The organism is Pseudarthrobacter humi (assembly GCF_024294965.1).
GTDB classification, from domain to species: Bacteria; Actinomycetota; Actinomycetes; order Actinomycetales; family Micrococcaceae; genus Arthrobacter; species Arthrobacter humi.
On record NZ_JANCLV010000010.1, the window covers coordinates 1 to 14,397 of the forward strand.

The window sequence follows — 14,397 nt, forward strand, 5'->3', positions numbered from 1 at the left end:
CAGAAACTCGAACGCCTCCTCACCAACGACCCCGGCATGGGCGTCATCCGCCACGCCGACGCCGGCTACGACCGCGCCACCGACGTCGCCAAAGAACGCGGCGTCCGCATCCCCATGCAAGAAGGAACCACAAAGTGACCATCCCCACGAACTCCCTAACCTCGCAGGCTCGGCCAGGGAACCCTGTCCGCGTGGCCCCTACCCGCTCACCGCTCACCGTCACCCTCGGCTCCAGCGGCGTCACGCCCGAGGACGTGGTCGCCGTCGCCCGTCACAACGCCCGGGTGGCCATCGCCCAGGAGGCGCTGGACACGGTGGCGAAGGTCCGTGCGCACATCGACGAACTCGCACACAGCGAGATCCCCGCCTACGGCATCTCCACCGGCTTCGGCGCGCTGGCCAACCGGCACATCCCCGGCGAGCTGCGCACCCAGCTGCAGAAATCGCTGATCCGAAGCCACGCCGCCGGCATGGGCCCGGCCGTGGAACGCGAGGTGGTCCGCGGCATTATGTTCCTGCGCGCCAAGACACTGGCCTCCGGCCGCACCGGCGTCCGCCCCGTCGTCCTGCAGACCATGGTGGACGTGCTCAACGCCGGCATCACCCCGGTGGTCCGCGAATTCGGCTCGCTTGGCTGCTCCGGCGACCTCGCCCCGCTGTCCCACTGCGCCCTGGTGCTGATGGGCGAGGGTGAAGCGGAAGGGCCCGACGGCGTGACGTACGGCGGGCGAGGTGAGGCGCCTGTCGCCGAGCTGCTCGCCGGGCACGGCATCGAACCGGTCACCCTCGCCGAGAAGGAAGGCCTGGCGCTGGTCAACGGCACCGAGGGCATGCTGGGCATGCTCCTGATGGCCATCGCGGACCTTCGCCAACTGCTGACGACGGCGGATATCACCGCCGCGCTCAGCGTCGAGGCGCTGCTGGGTACGGACCAGGTCTTTGTGCCGGAGCTGCATGCGGCCTTGCGTCCGCACCCCGGCCAGGCCGCCAGCGCGGACAACATGCTGCGTGTGCTGTCGAACTCGCCGATCGTGGCCTCGCACCGCGTGGGGGATTCCAAAGTCCAGGACGCCTACTCGCTGCGCTGCGCACCCCAGGTGGCAGGGGCCGCGCGGGACACGGTGGACTACGCCGCCCTGGTGGCATCCCGCGAGCTCGCCGCGGCCATCGACAACCCGGTGGTCCTGCCGGACGGGCGCGTCAGCTCCAACGGCAACTTCCACGGCGCACCAGTGGCCTACGTCCTGGACTTCCTGGCCATTGCCGTTGCGGACCTCAGCTCCATCGCTGAGCGCCGGACGGACCGGATGCTGGACCCGGCGCGTTCGCACGGGCTGCCGGCGTTCCTGGCCGCGGATCCGGGTGTCGACTCGGGCCTGATGATCGCCCAGTACACGCAGGCCGGGCTGGTCTCGGAGAACAAGCGCCTGGCCGTCCCGGCGTCGGTGGATTCCATTCCCAGCTCCGCCATGCAGGAGGATCACGTGTCCATGGGCTGGCACGCGGCCCGGAAGCTGCGCAAAGCCGTGGAGAACCTTCGCCGCGTCCTGGCCATCGAACTTGTGACGAGCGCCCGCGCCATCGACATTCGGACGCAGCTGTCCGACGGCGAGCTTCTCCCCGGCCCGGCAGGCGCTGCCGTGATCGGGGTGTTGCGGTCCGTCGTCGATGGTCCTGGAACCGACCGGTTCCTGTCACCTGAGCTGGAGGCGGCTGACCGTTTGGTTGCCTCCGGCAAGGTAAGAGAGGCCGCCGAATCCGCCGTCGGAATTCTTGCCTGAGCGGGAATATCCTTCGGTCCTGCCGAGAAATTCGGCCAATGTCGAAATATGGTGCAACACGAACAATTCGGCGCCGGGAAGTGTAGTAGAACTGAAGGTGTAGTGAAAGTCACATCAAAGAGGCTGTGGCGCAGGACGTATACAAAGGGGTAGTAGTTCAAATGAAAGCACGTGGGGCTGTCCTGTCGAGGCGCAATGTCCACTCGGCCACCATCTCGGAGTGGGGAACGCTCAAAGCCGGGGACCGGGTGGAAATCATCAAACACGCGCACGTTATTGCGGCGGGCGAAGTGGAAGAAGTATCGCAGAGCGGGAACGTGCTGTGGCTCGTGCCGGCCAATCCGTCAGAGAAGGAACTTTTCCTTAAGTCCGATGGCGTAGAAATTCGCAGGACCTAGGGGCGCAACACCACAACGCACAAGAGTCCCTGTCTTCCGGTTTGACCGGGAGGCAGGGACTCTTTTGTTGGCGGTTTGAATCAGGCGGCGATGGCTTCGTAGGTCTCGCCGAACGGAACCGACGCGTCAACGGCTACGGTAAAGCGGCCGGGGCGCAGGCGGGTCACGAGGATGCCGCAGGCTGCGTCTTTGGCAGTTTCGATCAGGGTGGCAACAGCGTTGTCCAGTCCTTCGTGCATCTCCTCGGCAGTGGCAAACTGCAGGTCGAGGGACCGGGCGTCTGAGGCCTCGTCGGCCGCAGCGGCGGCCAAGGGGCGTTCCAATGTTGCTGTAGTCATAGCTTCAACTATACGGGGCAGGCAAAAATATGTCAGATGACTGCTATCTCGCGCGCCCAGGCACCAAAAATCCGAAGCTTGTTCGCCGAACCGCACCGTCGAGGCTGGGTCTCACGAACAAACTTCGGATAGAAGGTGGCGCCCGGAGTCGACCGGGTTAGCCCGCCATGCCCGCTTTGACGGCCAGCACGGGACAGTCTGCCTCCAGCAGGATGCGCTGGGACACGCTGCCCATGATCAGTTTTCCCACCGGGGTGCGGCGGCGCAGACCGATCACAATCAGCTGGGCGTTGTGCTCCTCCGCGGCATCGAGGACCTCCGCTGCCGCATCATGCCCACGGACCGGCTGCTTGATCACGTGGTCTATTCCCTGGGTAGCGAGGCGGTCCTCGATGCTCTGGATCTCCGGCTCCTGGGCGTACCTGTTGTCCACCAGGGCATCGCCCTTGGACGAGTTGATGACCACCAGGGTGGTGCTGCTCTTGCGGGCCTCGGCGATGGCCTGGGTGAGGGCGGCTTCGCCCTCTGGCGTCGGGACGTATCCCACCACGATGGTCATGATTTCTCCTTCTTGTGAGTCCGGCCTGTGCGGTCAGTGCGGTCCGCGTTGTCAGTGCTGCCGGGGTGCTGCGGTTCCGGCAGGGGAGCGGTGGATTCGGATACCACCGGCAGCCCCGCGGTCATTGCCGCCGGACGGTTCCGGCGGATCAGCTTGAACAGCAGCGGCCACAAGAGGATGATCGCGATGATGATGTAGATGCCGACGGCGATCGGCTCACTCCAGAGGCCGGCAGGGTCGCCGGCGCTGAGCTGCAGCGTCTGGCGGAGCTGCTTTTCGATGCGCGGTCCGAGGATGACCCCGAGGATGAGCGGCAGGACGGGAAGTCCGAACCGCCGCATCATGAAGCCAAGCGCGCCGAGCGCCAGCAGGAGCACCAGGTCGAACGCCTGCAGGTTCACGGAGTAGGCGCCCAGGGTGGCGAAGAACAGGATGCCCGCATACAGGTAGGGCCGCGGGATCTGCAGGAGCTTCGCCCACATCGGTGCCAGCGGCAGGTTGATGATCAGAAGCAGGAAGTTGCCGATGAAGAGGCTCGCGATGAGGGCCCATACCAGCGGTCCCTCGCTTTCGAACAGCTGCGGCCCGGGCTGGATGCCGTACTGCGTGAACGCTGCCAGCATTACCGCGGCCGTGGCGTTGGTGGGCAGGCCCAAGGCCAGCATGGGCGTCAGTGTTCCGGCTGCGGCGGCGTTGTTGGCTGCTTCCGGACCGGCGACACCCTCGATGGCGCCCTTGCCGAACTCTTCGGGGTGTTTGCTGAGCTTCTTCTCGGTGACATAGGAGAGGAACGTGGGGATCTCGGCTCCGCCGGCCGGAAGTGCGCCGAAGGGGAAGCCGAAGGCGGTGCCGCGGAGCCAGGGCTTCCAGGACCGCTTCCAGTCCTGCTTTCCCATCCACGGTCGTCCCACGGGAATGACCTGCAGGGGGTTGCGGCGCAGGTGCGCGGCCACCCATAGTGCCTCGCCCACGGCGAAGATGGCTACCGCAACCACCACGATGTCAAGACCGTCCGCCAGGAGCGGCACACCGAAGGTGAGCCGGGCCTGGCCAGTGACCACGTCCAGGCCTACCAGGCCGATGGCGAGGCCAAGGCCAAGGGATGCGAAGCCCCGAAGTCGCGAGGAGCCCAGGACAGCGGTGACCGCCAGCAGGGCCAGGACCATGATGGCAAAATAACTGGGAGATCCCAGGCTGACGGCGAACTGCACCACCACCGGCGCGCAGACTGCCAACAGGGCGGTGCCGATGGTGCCGGCCACGAACGAGCCGATGGCCGCCGTCGCCAGCGCCTGCGCGGCCCTGCCGGCTTTCGCCATCTTGTTGCCTTCGATGGCCGTGACCACCGACGACGATTCACCCGGCGTATTAAGCAGGATGGAGGTGGTGGAGCCGCCGTACATGCCGCCGTAGTAGATGCCGGCGAACATGATGAACGCGCTGGTGGGTTCCAGGGCGTACGTGACCGGAAGCAGGAGCGCCACGGTCATGGCCGGGCCGAGGCCCGGGAGGACGCCGACGGCGGTACCCAGGACGACGCCGATCACGGCGTAGAGGAAATTCATGGGGGTGAGGGCGGTGGCAAAGCCGTCCATCAGGGAGGAGAAGACATCCATCAGAGAATCCCTTCCAGGAGGCCGGCGGGCAGGTTAATGCCAAGGCCAAGGTAGAAACCGTAAAAGGTCAGGAGGGACATGGCCACCGAGATGAGTCCGTCGCGGATGTAGTTCCGGCCGCCCAGTGCCCAGACGCTGCCCCAGAACAGGATGGTGCCGGAGATGACCCAGCCGGCCCAGTCGATCAGCAGGATGTTCAAGATGAAGGCGCCTGCCAGCGGCAGGACCGTCTTCCAGTCGGCGGGGTGGGAAAGGTCCACGTCCTCGCCGCCTTCCGCCTCGCCTTTGCCACCGCGGAGTACGTTGAGGGCAAGCATCACTGCGCAGACCAGCAGCAGGCCGCCCACGATGAACGGCAAGGTCTTAGGTCCTACGGGATCAGACTGGGAGTACGTGGTACCGATGCGGGTTGCATCCCAGATGACCAGGGCCCCGGCCGCCCCGAGCAGGAGGGCAACCCCCAGCTCGGAGCGGCCTTTGAGCCGTGAGGCCAAAGTTGGTGAAGAGCTCACGCCAGGCCAAGCTTCGTGAGGACGTCCGCCACCCGCTTGTCCTGCTCGGCCAGGAAGCTTTCGAACGTGGCACCGGTGATGAAGGCGTCGCTCCAGCTGTTGGTCTTCAGGGCTTCCTTCCAGGCGGCCGTGCCGTGCATCTTTTCGAGTGCCGCGATCAGCTTGGCCTTGTCAGCGTCGGTGATGCCCGGAGGGGCCACGATGCCGCGCCAGTTGGTGAACACCAGGTCGATGTTGGATTCCTTGAGCGTGGGAGCGTCCACGCCGTCGAGCCGCTTCTCGCCGCTGGTGGCCAGCACACGGACCGCACCGGATTCGATCTGCTTGAGGTATTCGCCTGCACCGGAGGCCGCGAAGCCCACCTTGTTGCCCAGGATGGCCGGGAGGAGGTCCCCGCCGCCGTCGTAGGACACGAAGTTCACCTTGGTGGCGTCGATACCCAGGGCTCCGGCCAACTGCATGGGCAGGAGATGGTCAGGGCCGCCGGGGGAGGAACCGCCGCCGACGCTGATGGAACCCGGGTCGGCCTTCCAGGCGGTGACCAGGTCATCGATGGTTTTGTAGGGCGAATCCTTGTTGACCATGATGGCGCCGGGTTCTTCGATGAGCCGGGCCAGGGGAGTGGTGGCCGTCAGCTTGGACTCGGACTTGTTGGTGTAGCTCGCGCCCACCACGCCCAGGCCCATCAGCATGGTGAGGTCGCCGTTGCCCTTTTCGTTGACGATGCGGGCAAGGCCCACGGTTCCGCCGGCGCCAGCGAGATTGAAGACTTCGGGGTTCGTGGCGATTTTCTCGTCTTCGAGGACTTTGGCCGCCACGCGGGCGGTGGTGTCGTAGCCGCCGCCTGCAGTGTTGGGGACCATGATCTGGAGCCCGGTCAGCGGGCCGGCGGGGGCGCCGGAGCTGGCTCCGTCAGTAGAGCTCTTACCGGTGGCACCGCAGCCGGTGGCCATCAGGGCGATGCCGGCGGCGACGGCGGCAATTCGCAATGCGCGGATCTGGCGCATGGTGTTCCTCTTCTCTAAATCTGATCAGCAAGAAACTGACTGGTGATCCGATGCTAGGCCCCGAAGTGACGGGCATCACTCTTGTGTACGCAGAGAAAGTTAAGTTCATTGCGTTCACGTTTCCGGTGGCCCACCGGCGCCATGCAGCGTCCATAGTTCAGGTAGCCTGACCACCAGAGACCCGACAATCAAAGACCACGCAACCAGAGGAAAGATCCACAGTGACTCGACGAAGAGGCATGTCCCTTGCGGGGCAGTACCTGGTTCTGCAGTTGCTCATCGTTTTCGCCGTCCTGGTGGCCGTGGTGGCCATCTCCCTCGCCCAGTCCGCCGCGGCGTTTGAACGGGTAGAAGGCCGCCGGGCGCTGTCCGCCGCCGAAGCCCTGGGTGCCAATCCCACCGTCCGGGCGCTGCTGCCCGCGGCCGAACCCCGCGGCGGCTCAGCCCTTCCCGCCGTGGCCGAGTCGGTGCGGACAGTCTCGGGATCCTCGCACGTGGCGCTGGCGAAGCTCGACCGCACAGTGGTTGCCTCCTCCAATCCCAGCCTGTTGGGGCAGCCCTTGGAACTCGGCGCCAGCCGCGTGCTCGAAGGCCGCGCGTGGACCGGCGTGGTGGACGGATCCGGCACGGAGGAGCTGTCCGCGCACGTTCCGGTCCTCGACGACGCCGGAAAAGTCATCGGCATCGCGGCCATCAGCCGGAACTACCCCTCCGTCCTGGAGCGGCTGGGGGATGCCGTGCCCAACCTCCTCACCTATCTCGGCGTGGCCAGCGTGCTGGGTGTTGCCGGCTCGCTGCTGCTCTCCCGCCGGGTCAAGCGGCAGACCCTGGGCATGGAACCGAGCGAAATCACCGGCCTGGTGGAAAACCGGGAGGCCATGCTGCATGGCCTGAAGGAAGGCGTCGTGGCGCTGGACCCGCACGAGCGCATCACCGTGGCCAACGACAGCGCCCGCGCGCTGCTTGGCCTCCCCGCCGACTGCGTGGGCAAGCGCCTGCATAGCCTCCCGGTGGAGCCGGCGCTCAAGGAAGTCCTCACCCGCGAGCAGCCTGAGCCGGACCAGCTGGTGCTCGTTGGCGACCGGCTGGTGGTGCTGAACCGTGTCCCCATCAGGTCCCGTGGCCGCGACATCGGCTCCGTCACCACACTGCGCGACCGCACGGAACTGTCCGCACTCGAGCGGGAACTTGGCACCACCCGGACTGCCACCGACACCCTCCGCGCCCAGGCCCACGAATTCGCCAATCAGCTGCACGTGATTTCCGGCCTCATCCAGATCGGGGAATACGATTCCGTGGTCCAGTTCGTCAACGGTGCCACGCTGGACAGGACCCGGCTCAACGACGAGGTCACCAGCCGCATCCAGGACCCGGCGCTCGCCGCGCTCCTGATCGCCAAGTCGAGCCTCGCCACCGAACGCGGGGTCACCTTGCAGCTGGACCCGGAATCCGGGCTGGAGCGCGTTGACGATGAGCTGTCCCGGGACCTGACCACGGTCGTCGGGAACCTCGTGGACAACGCGTTCGACGCCGTCACCGGGCGTCCGGAAGCAGAGGTCAGGGTGCTCGTGGAGGACACAGCCGACGGCGTGACGGTCACCGTCCGCGATTCCGGCCCCGGCGTCGCCGGGGATCCGGGGGAGATCTTCCAGCAGGGTTTCACCACCAAGGACCCCGGCCCCGGCGGCAGCAGGGGTTTCGGCCTGGCGCTCTCCCGGGTGGTCTGCCGGCGCAGCGGCGGCGACCTCACGGTCACCAACAACAACGGGGCGGTCTTCACCGCCCGGCTGGAACGAACACGGAGAATGCAGCAATGATCAAAGTCCTGATCGTCGATGACGACTTTATGGTGGCCAAGGTCCACGCAGGGTTCATCCAACGCACTCCCGGGTTCGCCGTCGTCGGGGTGGCCCACACCGGCGCCCAGGCCGTCATCGAAACGGGGCGGCTGCAACCGGACCTGGTGCTGCTCGATATCCACCTGCCGGACATCAACGGCCTGGACCTGATGCACAAACTGCGCGAAGTGGCCCCGGAACTGGATGTCCTGGTGATCAGCGCCGCCCGCGAGGTGGACACGGTGCGCAAGGCCCTCCGCGGTGGGATTGTGCACTACCTCATCAAGCCCTTCTCGCAGACTGACCTGCAGGAACGGCTGGAGCACTACCGCAGCGCCTACCAGGGCCTCGACTCGGCCAAGGATGTGGCGGAGCAGTCCGACGTGAACCGGGTGTTCGGGCTGGACCGGACCGATCGGCCGCTGCCCAAGGGCTGCAGCATCGAAACGCTGAAGCTCGTGGAAGCTGCCCTGAAGGAGGCCGACGGCGACCTCTCCGCCGCCGAAGTAGCCGTCCAGTTGGGCACGTCCCGGGTCAGTGCGCGCCGGTATCTGGAGTACCTCAACGACGAAGGCGTGCTGGAGGTCCGGCTTAAGTACGGCGTCGGCAGGCCCGAGCGGCGGTATGTGCTGAAGGGCTAGGGCATGCCCAGCGCGGCCTCGATGGGACCGACGGCGAAGAACAGCAGGAACGCGCCGGCCACCGCCCACATCAGCGGGTGGACGTCCTTGATGCGGCCCTGGAACGCCCGGATCAGGACATAGGCGATGAAGCCCGCGCCGAGACCGTTGGCGATGGAGTACGTGAACGGCATCAGGGTCATGGTCAGGAAAGCCGGGATGGCGATTCCCCAGTCCTGCCAGTCGATCTTGCCCACCTGGGAGACCATCATGAAGCCCACCACCACCAGGGCCGGGGCCACCGCCTCGAACGGAACGAGGTTGATCAGCGGGGTGAAGAACATGGCCACCAGGAAGAGCAGGCCTGTGACGATGGACGCCACGCCCGTCCGAGCACCCTCGCCGATCCCGGCGCCGGCCTCAACATAGATCTGGTTCGAGGAGACGGACGCGCCGCCACCCACGATCGCGCCGAGCGCGTCCACCTGGAGCACGCGGTCCACGTCCGGGATGTTGCCGTCCTTGTCCACCGTGCCGGCCTCGTTGGCCAGGCCCACCATGGTGCCCATGGCGTCGAAGAAGATGCTGAGCAGGATCACGAACGCCAGCAGCGTGGCGGCCACAAAGCCCAGGTGTTCAAAAGCGCCGACGGGGTTGGCCTTGCCGATCAGCGACAGGTCCGGGGCGCTCCACCCCGTAAAGGACGGCGCCACCAGGGACCAGCCCTGCGGGTTGGCGGTGGTGCCGTCAAAGCTGGGGCCGATGTGGAGGGTCAGTTCCAGAATGACGGAAATGATGGTGGAGGCGATGATTCCGATCAGGATGGCGCCCTTGACCTTGCGGACCACCAGGGCGATCGTGAGGATCAGGCCGAACACAAAGACGGCGGTGGGCCAGCCCAGCAGCTTGCCGTCGAAGCCCAGGCCCACGGGAACCGTGGTGCCGGCAGCGTCCGGGATGCGGCGCACAAAGCCGGCATTCACCAGCCCGATCAGGGCGATGAACAGGCCGATTCCCACCACGATGGCGGTCTTGAGCCCGTCCGGGACGGCCTTGAAGACGGCGGTCCGGAAGCCGGTGAGGACCAGGATCATCATGGTCACGCCGGACAGGACCACCAGGCCCATCATGTCCGGCCACGTCAGGCCCGGGTTCGTGGCGACCGTGACGGCCACAAACGCGTTCACGCCCAGCCCTGCGGCCAGCGCAAAGGGGTGCCTGCCCCAGGCGCCCATCAGGATAGTGAGGATGCCCGCCACAAAGGCCGTCACAGCGGCCACTGCGGCAAAACCGAGTGTGTTGCCGCTTGAATCCGGACCGGAGAGGATCAGGGGGTTAAGCACCACGATGTAGCTCATGGCGAAGAACGTGGCAAAGCCGCCGCGGATCTCGCGGGAGAGGTTGGACCCCCGCTCGGAGATCTTGAAGTACCGGTCCAAGGCAGAGCCCTGCTTAAGCATTAGTCCTCCGGGATGTGTTGATGGGGTTACTTGATCCTAGAGGGCAGGGACCGCGCCTGGTGTGCGCGCCTAGAATGTCTGTCAGGAACCTCACAATGCCGAGCAATGTTGGAGACACCATGACTACTGACACGTCGACAGTCCAGCAGCTCCCCGCGGCACACATCGCCGACAGCCACGATCTGATCAGTGTGCAGGGCGCCCGGGAGAACAATCTCAAGGACATCAGCATCGAGATCCCCAAGCGGCGCCTGACCGTGTTCACCGGGGTGTCCGGATCGGGCAAGAGCTCATTGGTGTTTGCCACGATCGCCGCGGAGTCCCAGCGCATGATCAACGAGACGTACAGCGCCTTTGTGCAGGGGTTTATGCCTAACCTGGCGCGGCCCGACGTGGACCACCTCGACGGGCTGACCACGGCGATCATCGTTGACCAGGAGCGGATGGGCGCGAACCCCCGCTCCACGGTGGGCACTGCCACGGACGCCAACGCCATGCTCCGGATCCTCTTCAGCCGGCTGGGCACGCCGTACGTCGGGCCGCCCACCGCATTCTCCTTCAACGTCCCGACGCGGAAGGCCAGCGGTGTGATGAGCACCGAGAAGGCCGGAGGCCGGGTGGAGAAGGCCGTGGTGCAGAACGCTGTCTATCTGGGCGGCATGTGTGCGCGCTGCGAGGGCATGGGCTCGGTCTCCGACTTCGACCTCACGGCCTTGTACGACGACAGCAAGTCGCTCGGCGACGGTGCACTGACCGTCCCCGGTTACAGCATGGACGGCTGGTACGGCCGGCTGTTCGAGGGCATGGGACTCCCGATGGACAAGCCGATTGCCACGTTCACGAAGAAGCAGCTTGAGACGATGCTGTACTCCGAGCCCACCAAGATCAAGGTCGAGGGCATCAACCTCACGTTCGAGGGCATCATCCCGAAGATCCAGAAGTCCATGCTGTCCAAGGACGTCGAGGCGATGCAGCCACACGTGCGGCGCTTCGTGGAGAGCGCCATCACCTTCCAGGCCTGCCCCGAGTGCGAGGGCACGCGGCTCAGCCCCGAGGCCAGGTCCTCGAGGATCCAGGGCAAGAACATCGCCGATCTCTGCGAGATGCAGATCAGCGACCTGGCGGAGTGGGTCCGCGAGTTCGACGAGCCGTCGGTTGCGCCGCTCCTCAAGGGCCTGCGGCACCTGCTTGACTCCTTCGCCGAAATCGGGCTGGGCTACCTCTCCCTCGACCGCCCGGCCGGCACCCTCTCCGGCGGCGAGGCGCAGCGCACCAAGATGATCCGGCACCTGGGGTCGTCCCTCACCGACGTCACCTACGTCTTCGACGAACCCACCATCGGCCTGCACCCGCACGACATCGAACGGATGAACCAGCTGCTGCTGCAGTTGCGGGACAAGGGCAACACCGTGCTCGTCGTCGAGCACAAGCCCGAGACCATCGCCATCGCCGACCACGTGGTCGACCTCGGTCCCGGCGCCGGCACCGCCGGTGGCAACGTTTGCTTCGAGGGCAGCGTGGAGGGGCTGCGGGGGAGCGACACCATCACCGGCCGCCACCTCGATGACCGGGCCAAGGTCAGGGCATCCGTCCGCAAGCCGTCCGGCGTCCTTGAGGTGCGTGGCGCCTCCACGCACAACCTGCAGAACGTGGACGTCGATGTACCGCTCGGCGTGCTCTGCGTGGTGACGGGTGTGGCCGGTTCCGGCAAAAGCTCGCTGATCCACGGTTCCGTGGCAGGACGGGACGGCGTGGTGGTGATCGACCAGGGCGCCATCAAGGGCTCCCGCCGCAGCAACCCCGCCACGTACACCGGCCTGCTCGAGCCGATCCGCAAGGCGTTCGCGAAGGCAAACGGCGTGAAGCCGGCGCTGTTCAGCTCCAACTCCGAAGGCGCCTGCCCCACGTGCAACGGCGCGGGCGTCATCTTCACCGAGCTCGGCGTGATGGCCACCGTCGAGTCCACGTGCGAGGACTGCGAGGGCCGGCGGTTCCAGGCGTCGGTGCTGGAATACTCGTTGGGCGGCCGCAATATCTCCGAAGTGCTGGCCATGTCCATGACAGAGGCTGAAGTGTTCTTCAGCGAGGGGGAGGCCCGCACGCCCGCCGCCCACAAGATCCTGGACCGGCTCGTCGACGTCGGGCTCGGTTACCTGACGCTCGGCCAGCCGCTCACCACCCTGTCCGGCGGCGAGCGGCAGCGCGTCAAGCTGGCCACGCAGATGGCCGAGAAGGGCGACGTCTACGTCCTCGATGAGCCCACCACGGGCCTCCACCTCGCCGACGTCGAGAACCTGCTGGGCCTCCTTGACCGGCTTGTTGAGTCCGGCAAATCGGTCATCGTCATCGAGCACCACCAGGCGGTCATGGCGCACGCCGACTGGATCATCGACCTCGGTCCCGGCGCAGGGCACGACGGCGGCAAGGTCGTTTTCGAGGGCACGCCCGCAGAGCTTGTGGCCGCGAAGTCCACGCTCACCGGCAAGCACCTCGCGGCTTACGTCGCCGGCTGAATGCCCGTGCCCGGGAAGAGTGCCCGGGAAGCGTGCGCGTGCAGCGCGCGCTGCCGCTGCCCGGGGAAGTTCGCCTAGGCTTGGAGGACGCCAACCCAAGGGAGCAGTACACCCATGCGATCCATCCGCCGCCGGTTGCTGAGCGTTGTGCTCGGGAGCTTGGTTCTCGCCGCCGCGCTGCTGGGGTTTTCGGCCCCGGCGTCGGCACATGATGCCGCCGAGTCCAGCAGCCCCGCACAGGGCGCCACGGTGGCCACAACGCCGGAACAGGTCTCCGTCACCTTCAACAAGAACCCGCTGGGCATCGGCGCGCAGATCTCCGTCAAGGATTCCGCCGGGGCCGAGTGGGCGGAAGGCGCTGTTCAGATCGTGGACAGCACTGCCACGCAAAAGCTCATGGCCGGCGCTCCGGCGGGGGCATACACGGTGGCCTGGCGGGTGGTCAGCTCGGATTCCCACCCGATCGAGGGGACGTTCGGCTTCACGGCGACCGCCGCGGCGGCGGGAGCCGCGCCCTCGGGAACATTGTCGGCGGGAGCATCGCCGTCGGCAGTTGTTCCCACGATGGGAACCGCGCAGCCGGGAACCGTGGCAGCTCCGGCCCCGGCTGAAGACACGTCCGAACCGTTCCCCTGGAGCCTGGTGGTCTTTGCCGCAGTGGCCGTCGGGCTGCTGGTGGCCATCGGTATCCTCGCGAAGCGCCGCCTCGACGCAGGCAGCGACGACGAAACCGAGCAGACCTAGACGGCGGCGGGGCTTTCCGGGTGGACCGTGGCCTGGACCGTTGCTGAAATGGCTTGGCCCACGGTCTTCGCCTGACGCAGGACTTCCTTGGGTGAGGGCGTGATGAGCTCGCCCACTCCTACGAGGTAGATGCCGATCTGCCGCATGGCTGCCACCAGGTTGCGGCCAACCGTGATGCCGAAGTCGCTGAGCATGCGCCGCAGCTGGCTGTGCGCGCACCGGGTCAGCACAATGTTGTCAGCCAGCAGGATTCCGTTGGGCGTATGGACTTCCCACTTGCCGGACGGGGAGCCCGCGGCTGTTCCCGCAGTATTTCCGCCTGGTGCGCCGCCCACCATGGTCAGCTGAACCGCCCGGGTGGTATTGCGGACATCCATGTGGTGGCTGGCGGCGTAGTTGCGCAGGTGGCGGAGGATCTCGTTGCGCTCCCGGAGGGAGTCGGAGTCGGCTGCGTCGCAGCGCTGCAGTGAAGCAGTGTTGGCCGGTTGTCCGGCGCCGAGGATGTCGAGCCCGTCCACCACAATCGCGTCCACGCCGCGGCGGCGCAGTTCTGCGCCAACAGCCAGGCCTGAGAGCCCCGTGCCGATGATCACCGTGGTGGTCCGTTCGGTCCCGCCATTCAGAGGCATGCTTGACACTACAGTTTTCCTCCTTCAAAGGCTTCGGATGCAGGCAGCGTTGCCCCGCATGCGTTCCGTTACCCCCAAAGTCCGGCCGCAGCACCGGCCCGGGACGCACCTGAATGGGCGTCGGCGGACCGGCAGTGCCTCGAAGACTACAGAACATTCAGGGCCGTGGATAGCCCAAACACAAACATTCTTCTTAACGTTGAATACGGTTGCCACTCCGTTTGCCATGGGCTGTGGATAACCCGCCATCCAGCGGTCCGCAGCCGCTTGCTAAGTGTCTGCGGACCGAGAATAGTGAGAAGCGGAAGCAGGGTTCTCCAGCCCGGTGGTGCCCACATCGCGGCCGGTGCGGGCGGAGGGCGCCGCTTCTGGCAGAATAGCC

The 14,397-nt window shown here is 66.3% G+C and carries 14 protein-coding genes; 7 read left to right on the forward strand and 7 right to left on the reverse strand.

Annotation, left to right across the window (positions count from 1 at the left end; all coding sequences use genetic code 11):
• From NFC73_RS14255 to NFC73_RS14265, 3 genes are all read left to right on the forward strand, one after another.
• A partial coding sequence (locus NFC73_RS14255) for a urocanase-related protein (RefSeq protein ID WP_254751419.1) occupies positions 1-138 on the forward strand: 138 nt, incomplete at its 5' end.
• A 53-nt stretch (positions 139-191) separates the two neighbouring features.
• Complete coding sequence (gene hutH / locus NFC73_RS14260) at positions 192-1,781, forward strand: histidine ammonia-lyase (protein ID WP_254751421.1); 1,590 nt, start codon at positions 192-194, stop codon at positions 1,779-1,781.
• 161 nt (positions 1,782-1,942) lie between these two features.
• Positions 1,943-2,179 (forward strand): hypothetical protein, encoded by a 237-nt coding sequence (locus NFC73_RS14265; RefSeq protein WP_254751253.1) that lies wholly within the window; start codon positions 1,943-1,945, stop codon positions 2,177-2,179.
• 80 nt (positions 2,180-2,259) lie between these two features.
• Here NFC73_RS14265 and NFC73_RS14270 read toward each other — a convergent pair whose 3' ends face one another.
• The 5 genes from NFC73_RS14270 to NFC73_RS14290 form a co-directional block, all read right to left on the reverse strand.
• Complete coding sequence (locus NFC73_RS14270) at positions 2,260-2,517, reverse strand: hypothetical protein (RefSeq protein WP_254751255.1); 258 nt, start codon at positions 2,515-2,517, stop codon at positions 2,260-2,262.
• A gap of 157 nt (positions 2,518-2,674) precedes the next feature.
• A complete protein-coding gene (locus NFC73_RS14275; protein WP_254751257.1) occupies positions 2,675-3,076 on the reverse strand; it encodes a universal stress protein in 402 nt (133 codons plus the stop codon).
• Positions 3,073-4,692 carry a tripartite tricarboxylate transporter permease gene (locus NFC73_RS14280; protein ID WP_254751259.1) on the reverse strand — a complete coding sequence of 540 codons (1,620 nt, stop codon included), beginning with the start codon at positions 4,690-4,692 and terminating at the stop codon, positions 3,073-3,075. The genes NFC73_RS14275 and NFC73_RS14280 overlap by 4 nt, the downstream gene beginning before the upstream one ends.
• Positions 4,692-5,204 (reverse strand): tripartite tricarboxylate transporter TctB family protein, encoded by a 513-nt coding sequence (locus NFC73_RS14285; protein ID WP_254751261.1) that lies wholly within the window; start codon positions 5,202-5,204, stop codon positions 4,692-4,694. Before NFC73_RS14285 ends, NFC73_RS14280 begins: the two co-directional genes overlap by 1 nt.
• A complete protein-coding gene (locus NFC73_RS14290) occupies positions 5,201-6,211 on the reverse strand; it encodes a Bug family tripartite tricarboxylate transporter substrate binding protein (RefSeq protein ID WP_254751263.1) in 1,011 nt (336 codons plus the stop codon). The genes NFC73_RS14285 and NFC73_RS14290 overlap by 4 nt, the downstream gene beginning before the upstream one ends.
• 239 nt (positions 6,212-6,450) lie before the next feature.
• Between NFC73_RS14290 and NFC73_RS14295 the strand changes: the two genes are divergently transcribed.
• Both NFC73_RS14295 and NFC73_RS14300 read left to right on the forward strand, forming a co-directional pair.
• On the forward strand, positions 6,451-8,028 hold the full coding sequence (locus NFC73_RS14295) for a sensor histidine kinase (RefSeq protein WP_254751422.1): 1,578 nt from the start codon (positions 6,451-6,453) through the stop codon (positions 8,026-8,028).
• A complete protein-coding gene (locus tag NFC73_RS14300; RefSeq protein ID WP_254751265.1) occupies positions 8,025-8,690 on the forward strand; it encodes a response regulator in 666 nt (221 codons plus the stop codon). The genes NFC73_RS14295 and NFC73_RS14300 overlap by 4 nt, the downstream gene beginning before the upstream one ends.
• On the opposite strand, the gene NFC73_RS14305 is transcribed toward NFC73_RS14300, so the two are convergent.
• Positions 8,687-10,129: an NCS2 family permease gene (locus NFC73_RS14305; RefSeq protein ID WP_254751267.1), complete on the reverse strand. Its 1,443-nt coding sequence runs from the start codon at positions 10,127-10,129 to the stop codon at positions 8,687-8,689. The genes NFC73_RS14300 and NFC73_RS14305 overlap by 4 nt on opposite strands.
• Positions 10,130-10,248: 119 nt before the next feature.
• Between NFC73_RS14305 and NFC73_RS14310 the strand changes: the two genes are divergently transcribed.
• Together NFC73_RS14310 and NFC73_RS14315 are read left to right on the forward strand one after the other, a co-directional pair.
• Positions 10,249-12,642 carry an ATP-binding cassette domain-containing protein gene (locus NFC73_RS14310; RefSeq protein WP_254751269.1) on the forward strand — a complete coding sequence of 798 codons (2,394 nt, stop codon included), beginning with the start codon at positions 10,249-10,251 and terminating at the stop codon, positions 12,640-12,642.
• A 114-nt stretch (positions 12,643-12,756) separates the two neighbouring features.
• Complete coding sequence (locus NFC73_RS14315) at positions 12,757-13,386, forward strand: copper resistance CopC family protein (RefSeq protein WP_254751270.1); 630 nt, start codon at positions 12,757-12,759, stop codon at positions 13,384-13,386.
• On the opposite strand, the gene NFC73_RS14320 is transcribed toward NFC73_RS14315, so the two are convergent.
• A complete protein-coding gene (locus NFC73_RS14320) occupies positions 13,383-14,015 on the reverse strand; it encodes an NAD(P)/FAD-dependent oxidoreductase (protein WP_254751423.1) in 633 nt (210 codons plus the stop codon). The two genes, NFC73_RS14315 and NFC73_RS14320, sit on opposite strands and share 4 nt — an antisense overlap.
• Between the last annotated feature and the right edge of the window lie 382 nt (positions 14,016-14,397).

Excerpts from the sequence above, each read along its gene's own strand:
- NFC73_RS14265 (WP_254751253.1), top strand. The coding sequence starts at position 1,943 with ATGAAAGCACGTGGGGCTGTCCTGTCGAGGCGCAATGTCCACTCGGCC.
- NFC73_RS14315 (WP_254751270.1), top strand. The coding sequence starts at position 12,757 with ATGCGATCCATCCGCCGCCGGTTGCTGAGCGTTGTGCTCGGGAGCTTG.
- NFC73_RS14280 (WP_254751259.1), bottom strand. The coding sequence starts at position 4,692 with ATGGATGTCTTCTCCTCCCTGATGGACGGCTTTGCCACCGCCCTCACC.
- NFC73_RS14300 (WP_254751265.1), top strand. The coding sequence starts at position 8,025 with ATGATCAAAGTCCTGATCGTCGATGACGACTTTATGGTGGCCAAGGTC.
- NFC73_RS14305 (WP_254751267.1), bottom strand. The coding sequence starts at position 10,129 with ATGCTTAAGCAGGGCTCTGCCTTGGACCGGTACTTCAAGATCTCCGAG.
- NFC73_RS14275 (WP_254751257.1), bottom strand. The coding sequence starts at position 3,076 with ATGACCATCGTGGTGGGATACGTCCCGACGCCAGAGGGCGAAGCCGCC.
- NFC73_RS14310 (WP_254751269.1), top strand. The coding sequence starts at position 10,249 with ATGACTACTGACACGTCGACAGTCCAGCAGCTCCCCGCGGCACACATC.
- NFC73_RS14270 (WP_254751255.1), bottom strand. The coding sequence starts at position 2,517 with ATGACTACAGCAACATTGGAACGCCCCTTGGCCGCCGCTGCGGCCGAC.
- NFC73_RS14295 (WP_254751422.1), top strand. The coding sequence starts at position 6,451 with ATGTCCCTTGCGGGGCAGTACCTGGTTCTGCAGTTGCTCATCGTTTTC.
- NFC73_RS14290 (WP_254751263.1), bottom strand. The coding sequence starts at position 6,211 with ATGCGCCAGATCCGCGCATTGCGAATTGCCGCCGTCGCCGCCGGCATC.
- NFC73_RS14320 (WP_254751423.1), bottom strand. The coding sequence starts at position 14,015 with ATGCCTCTGAATGGCGGGACCGAACGGACCACCACGGTGATCATCGGC.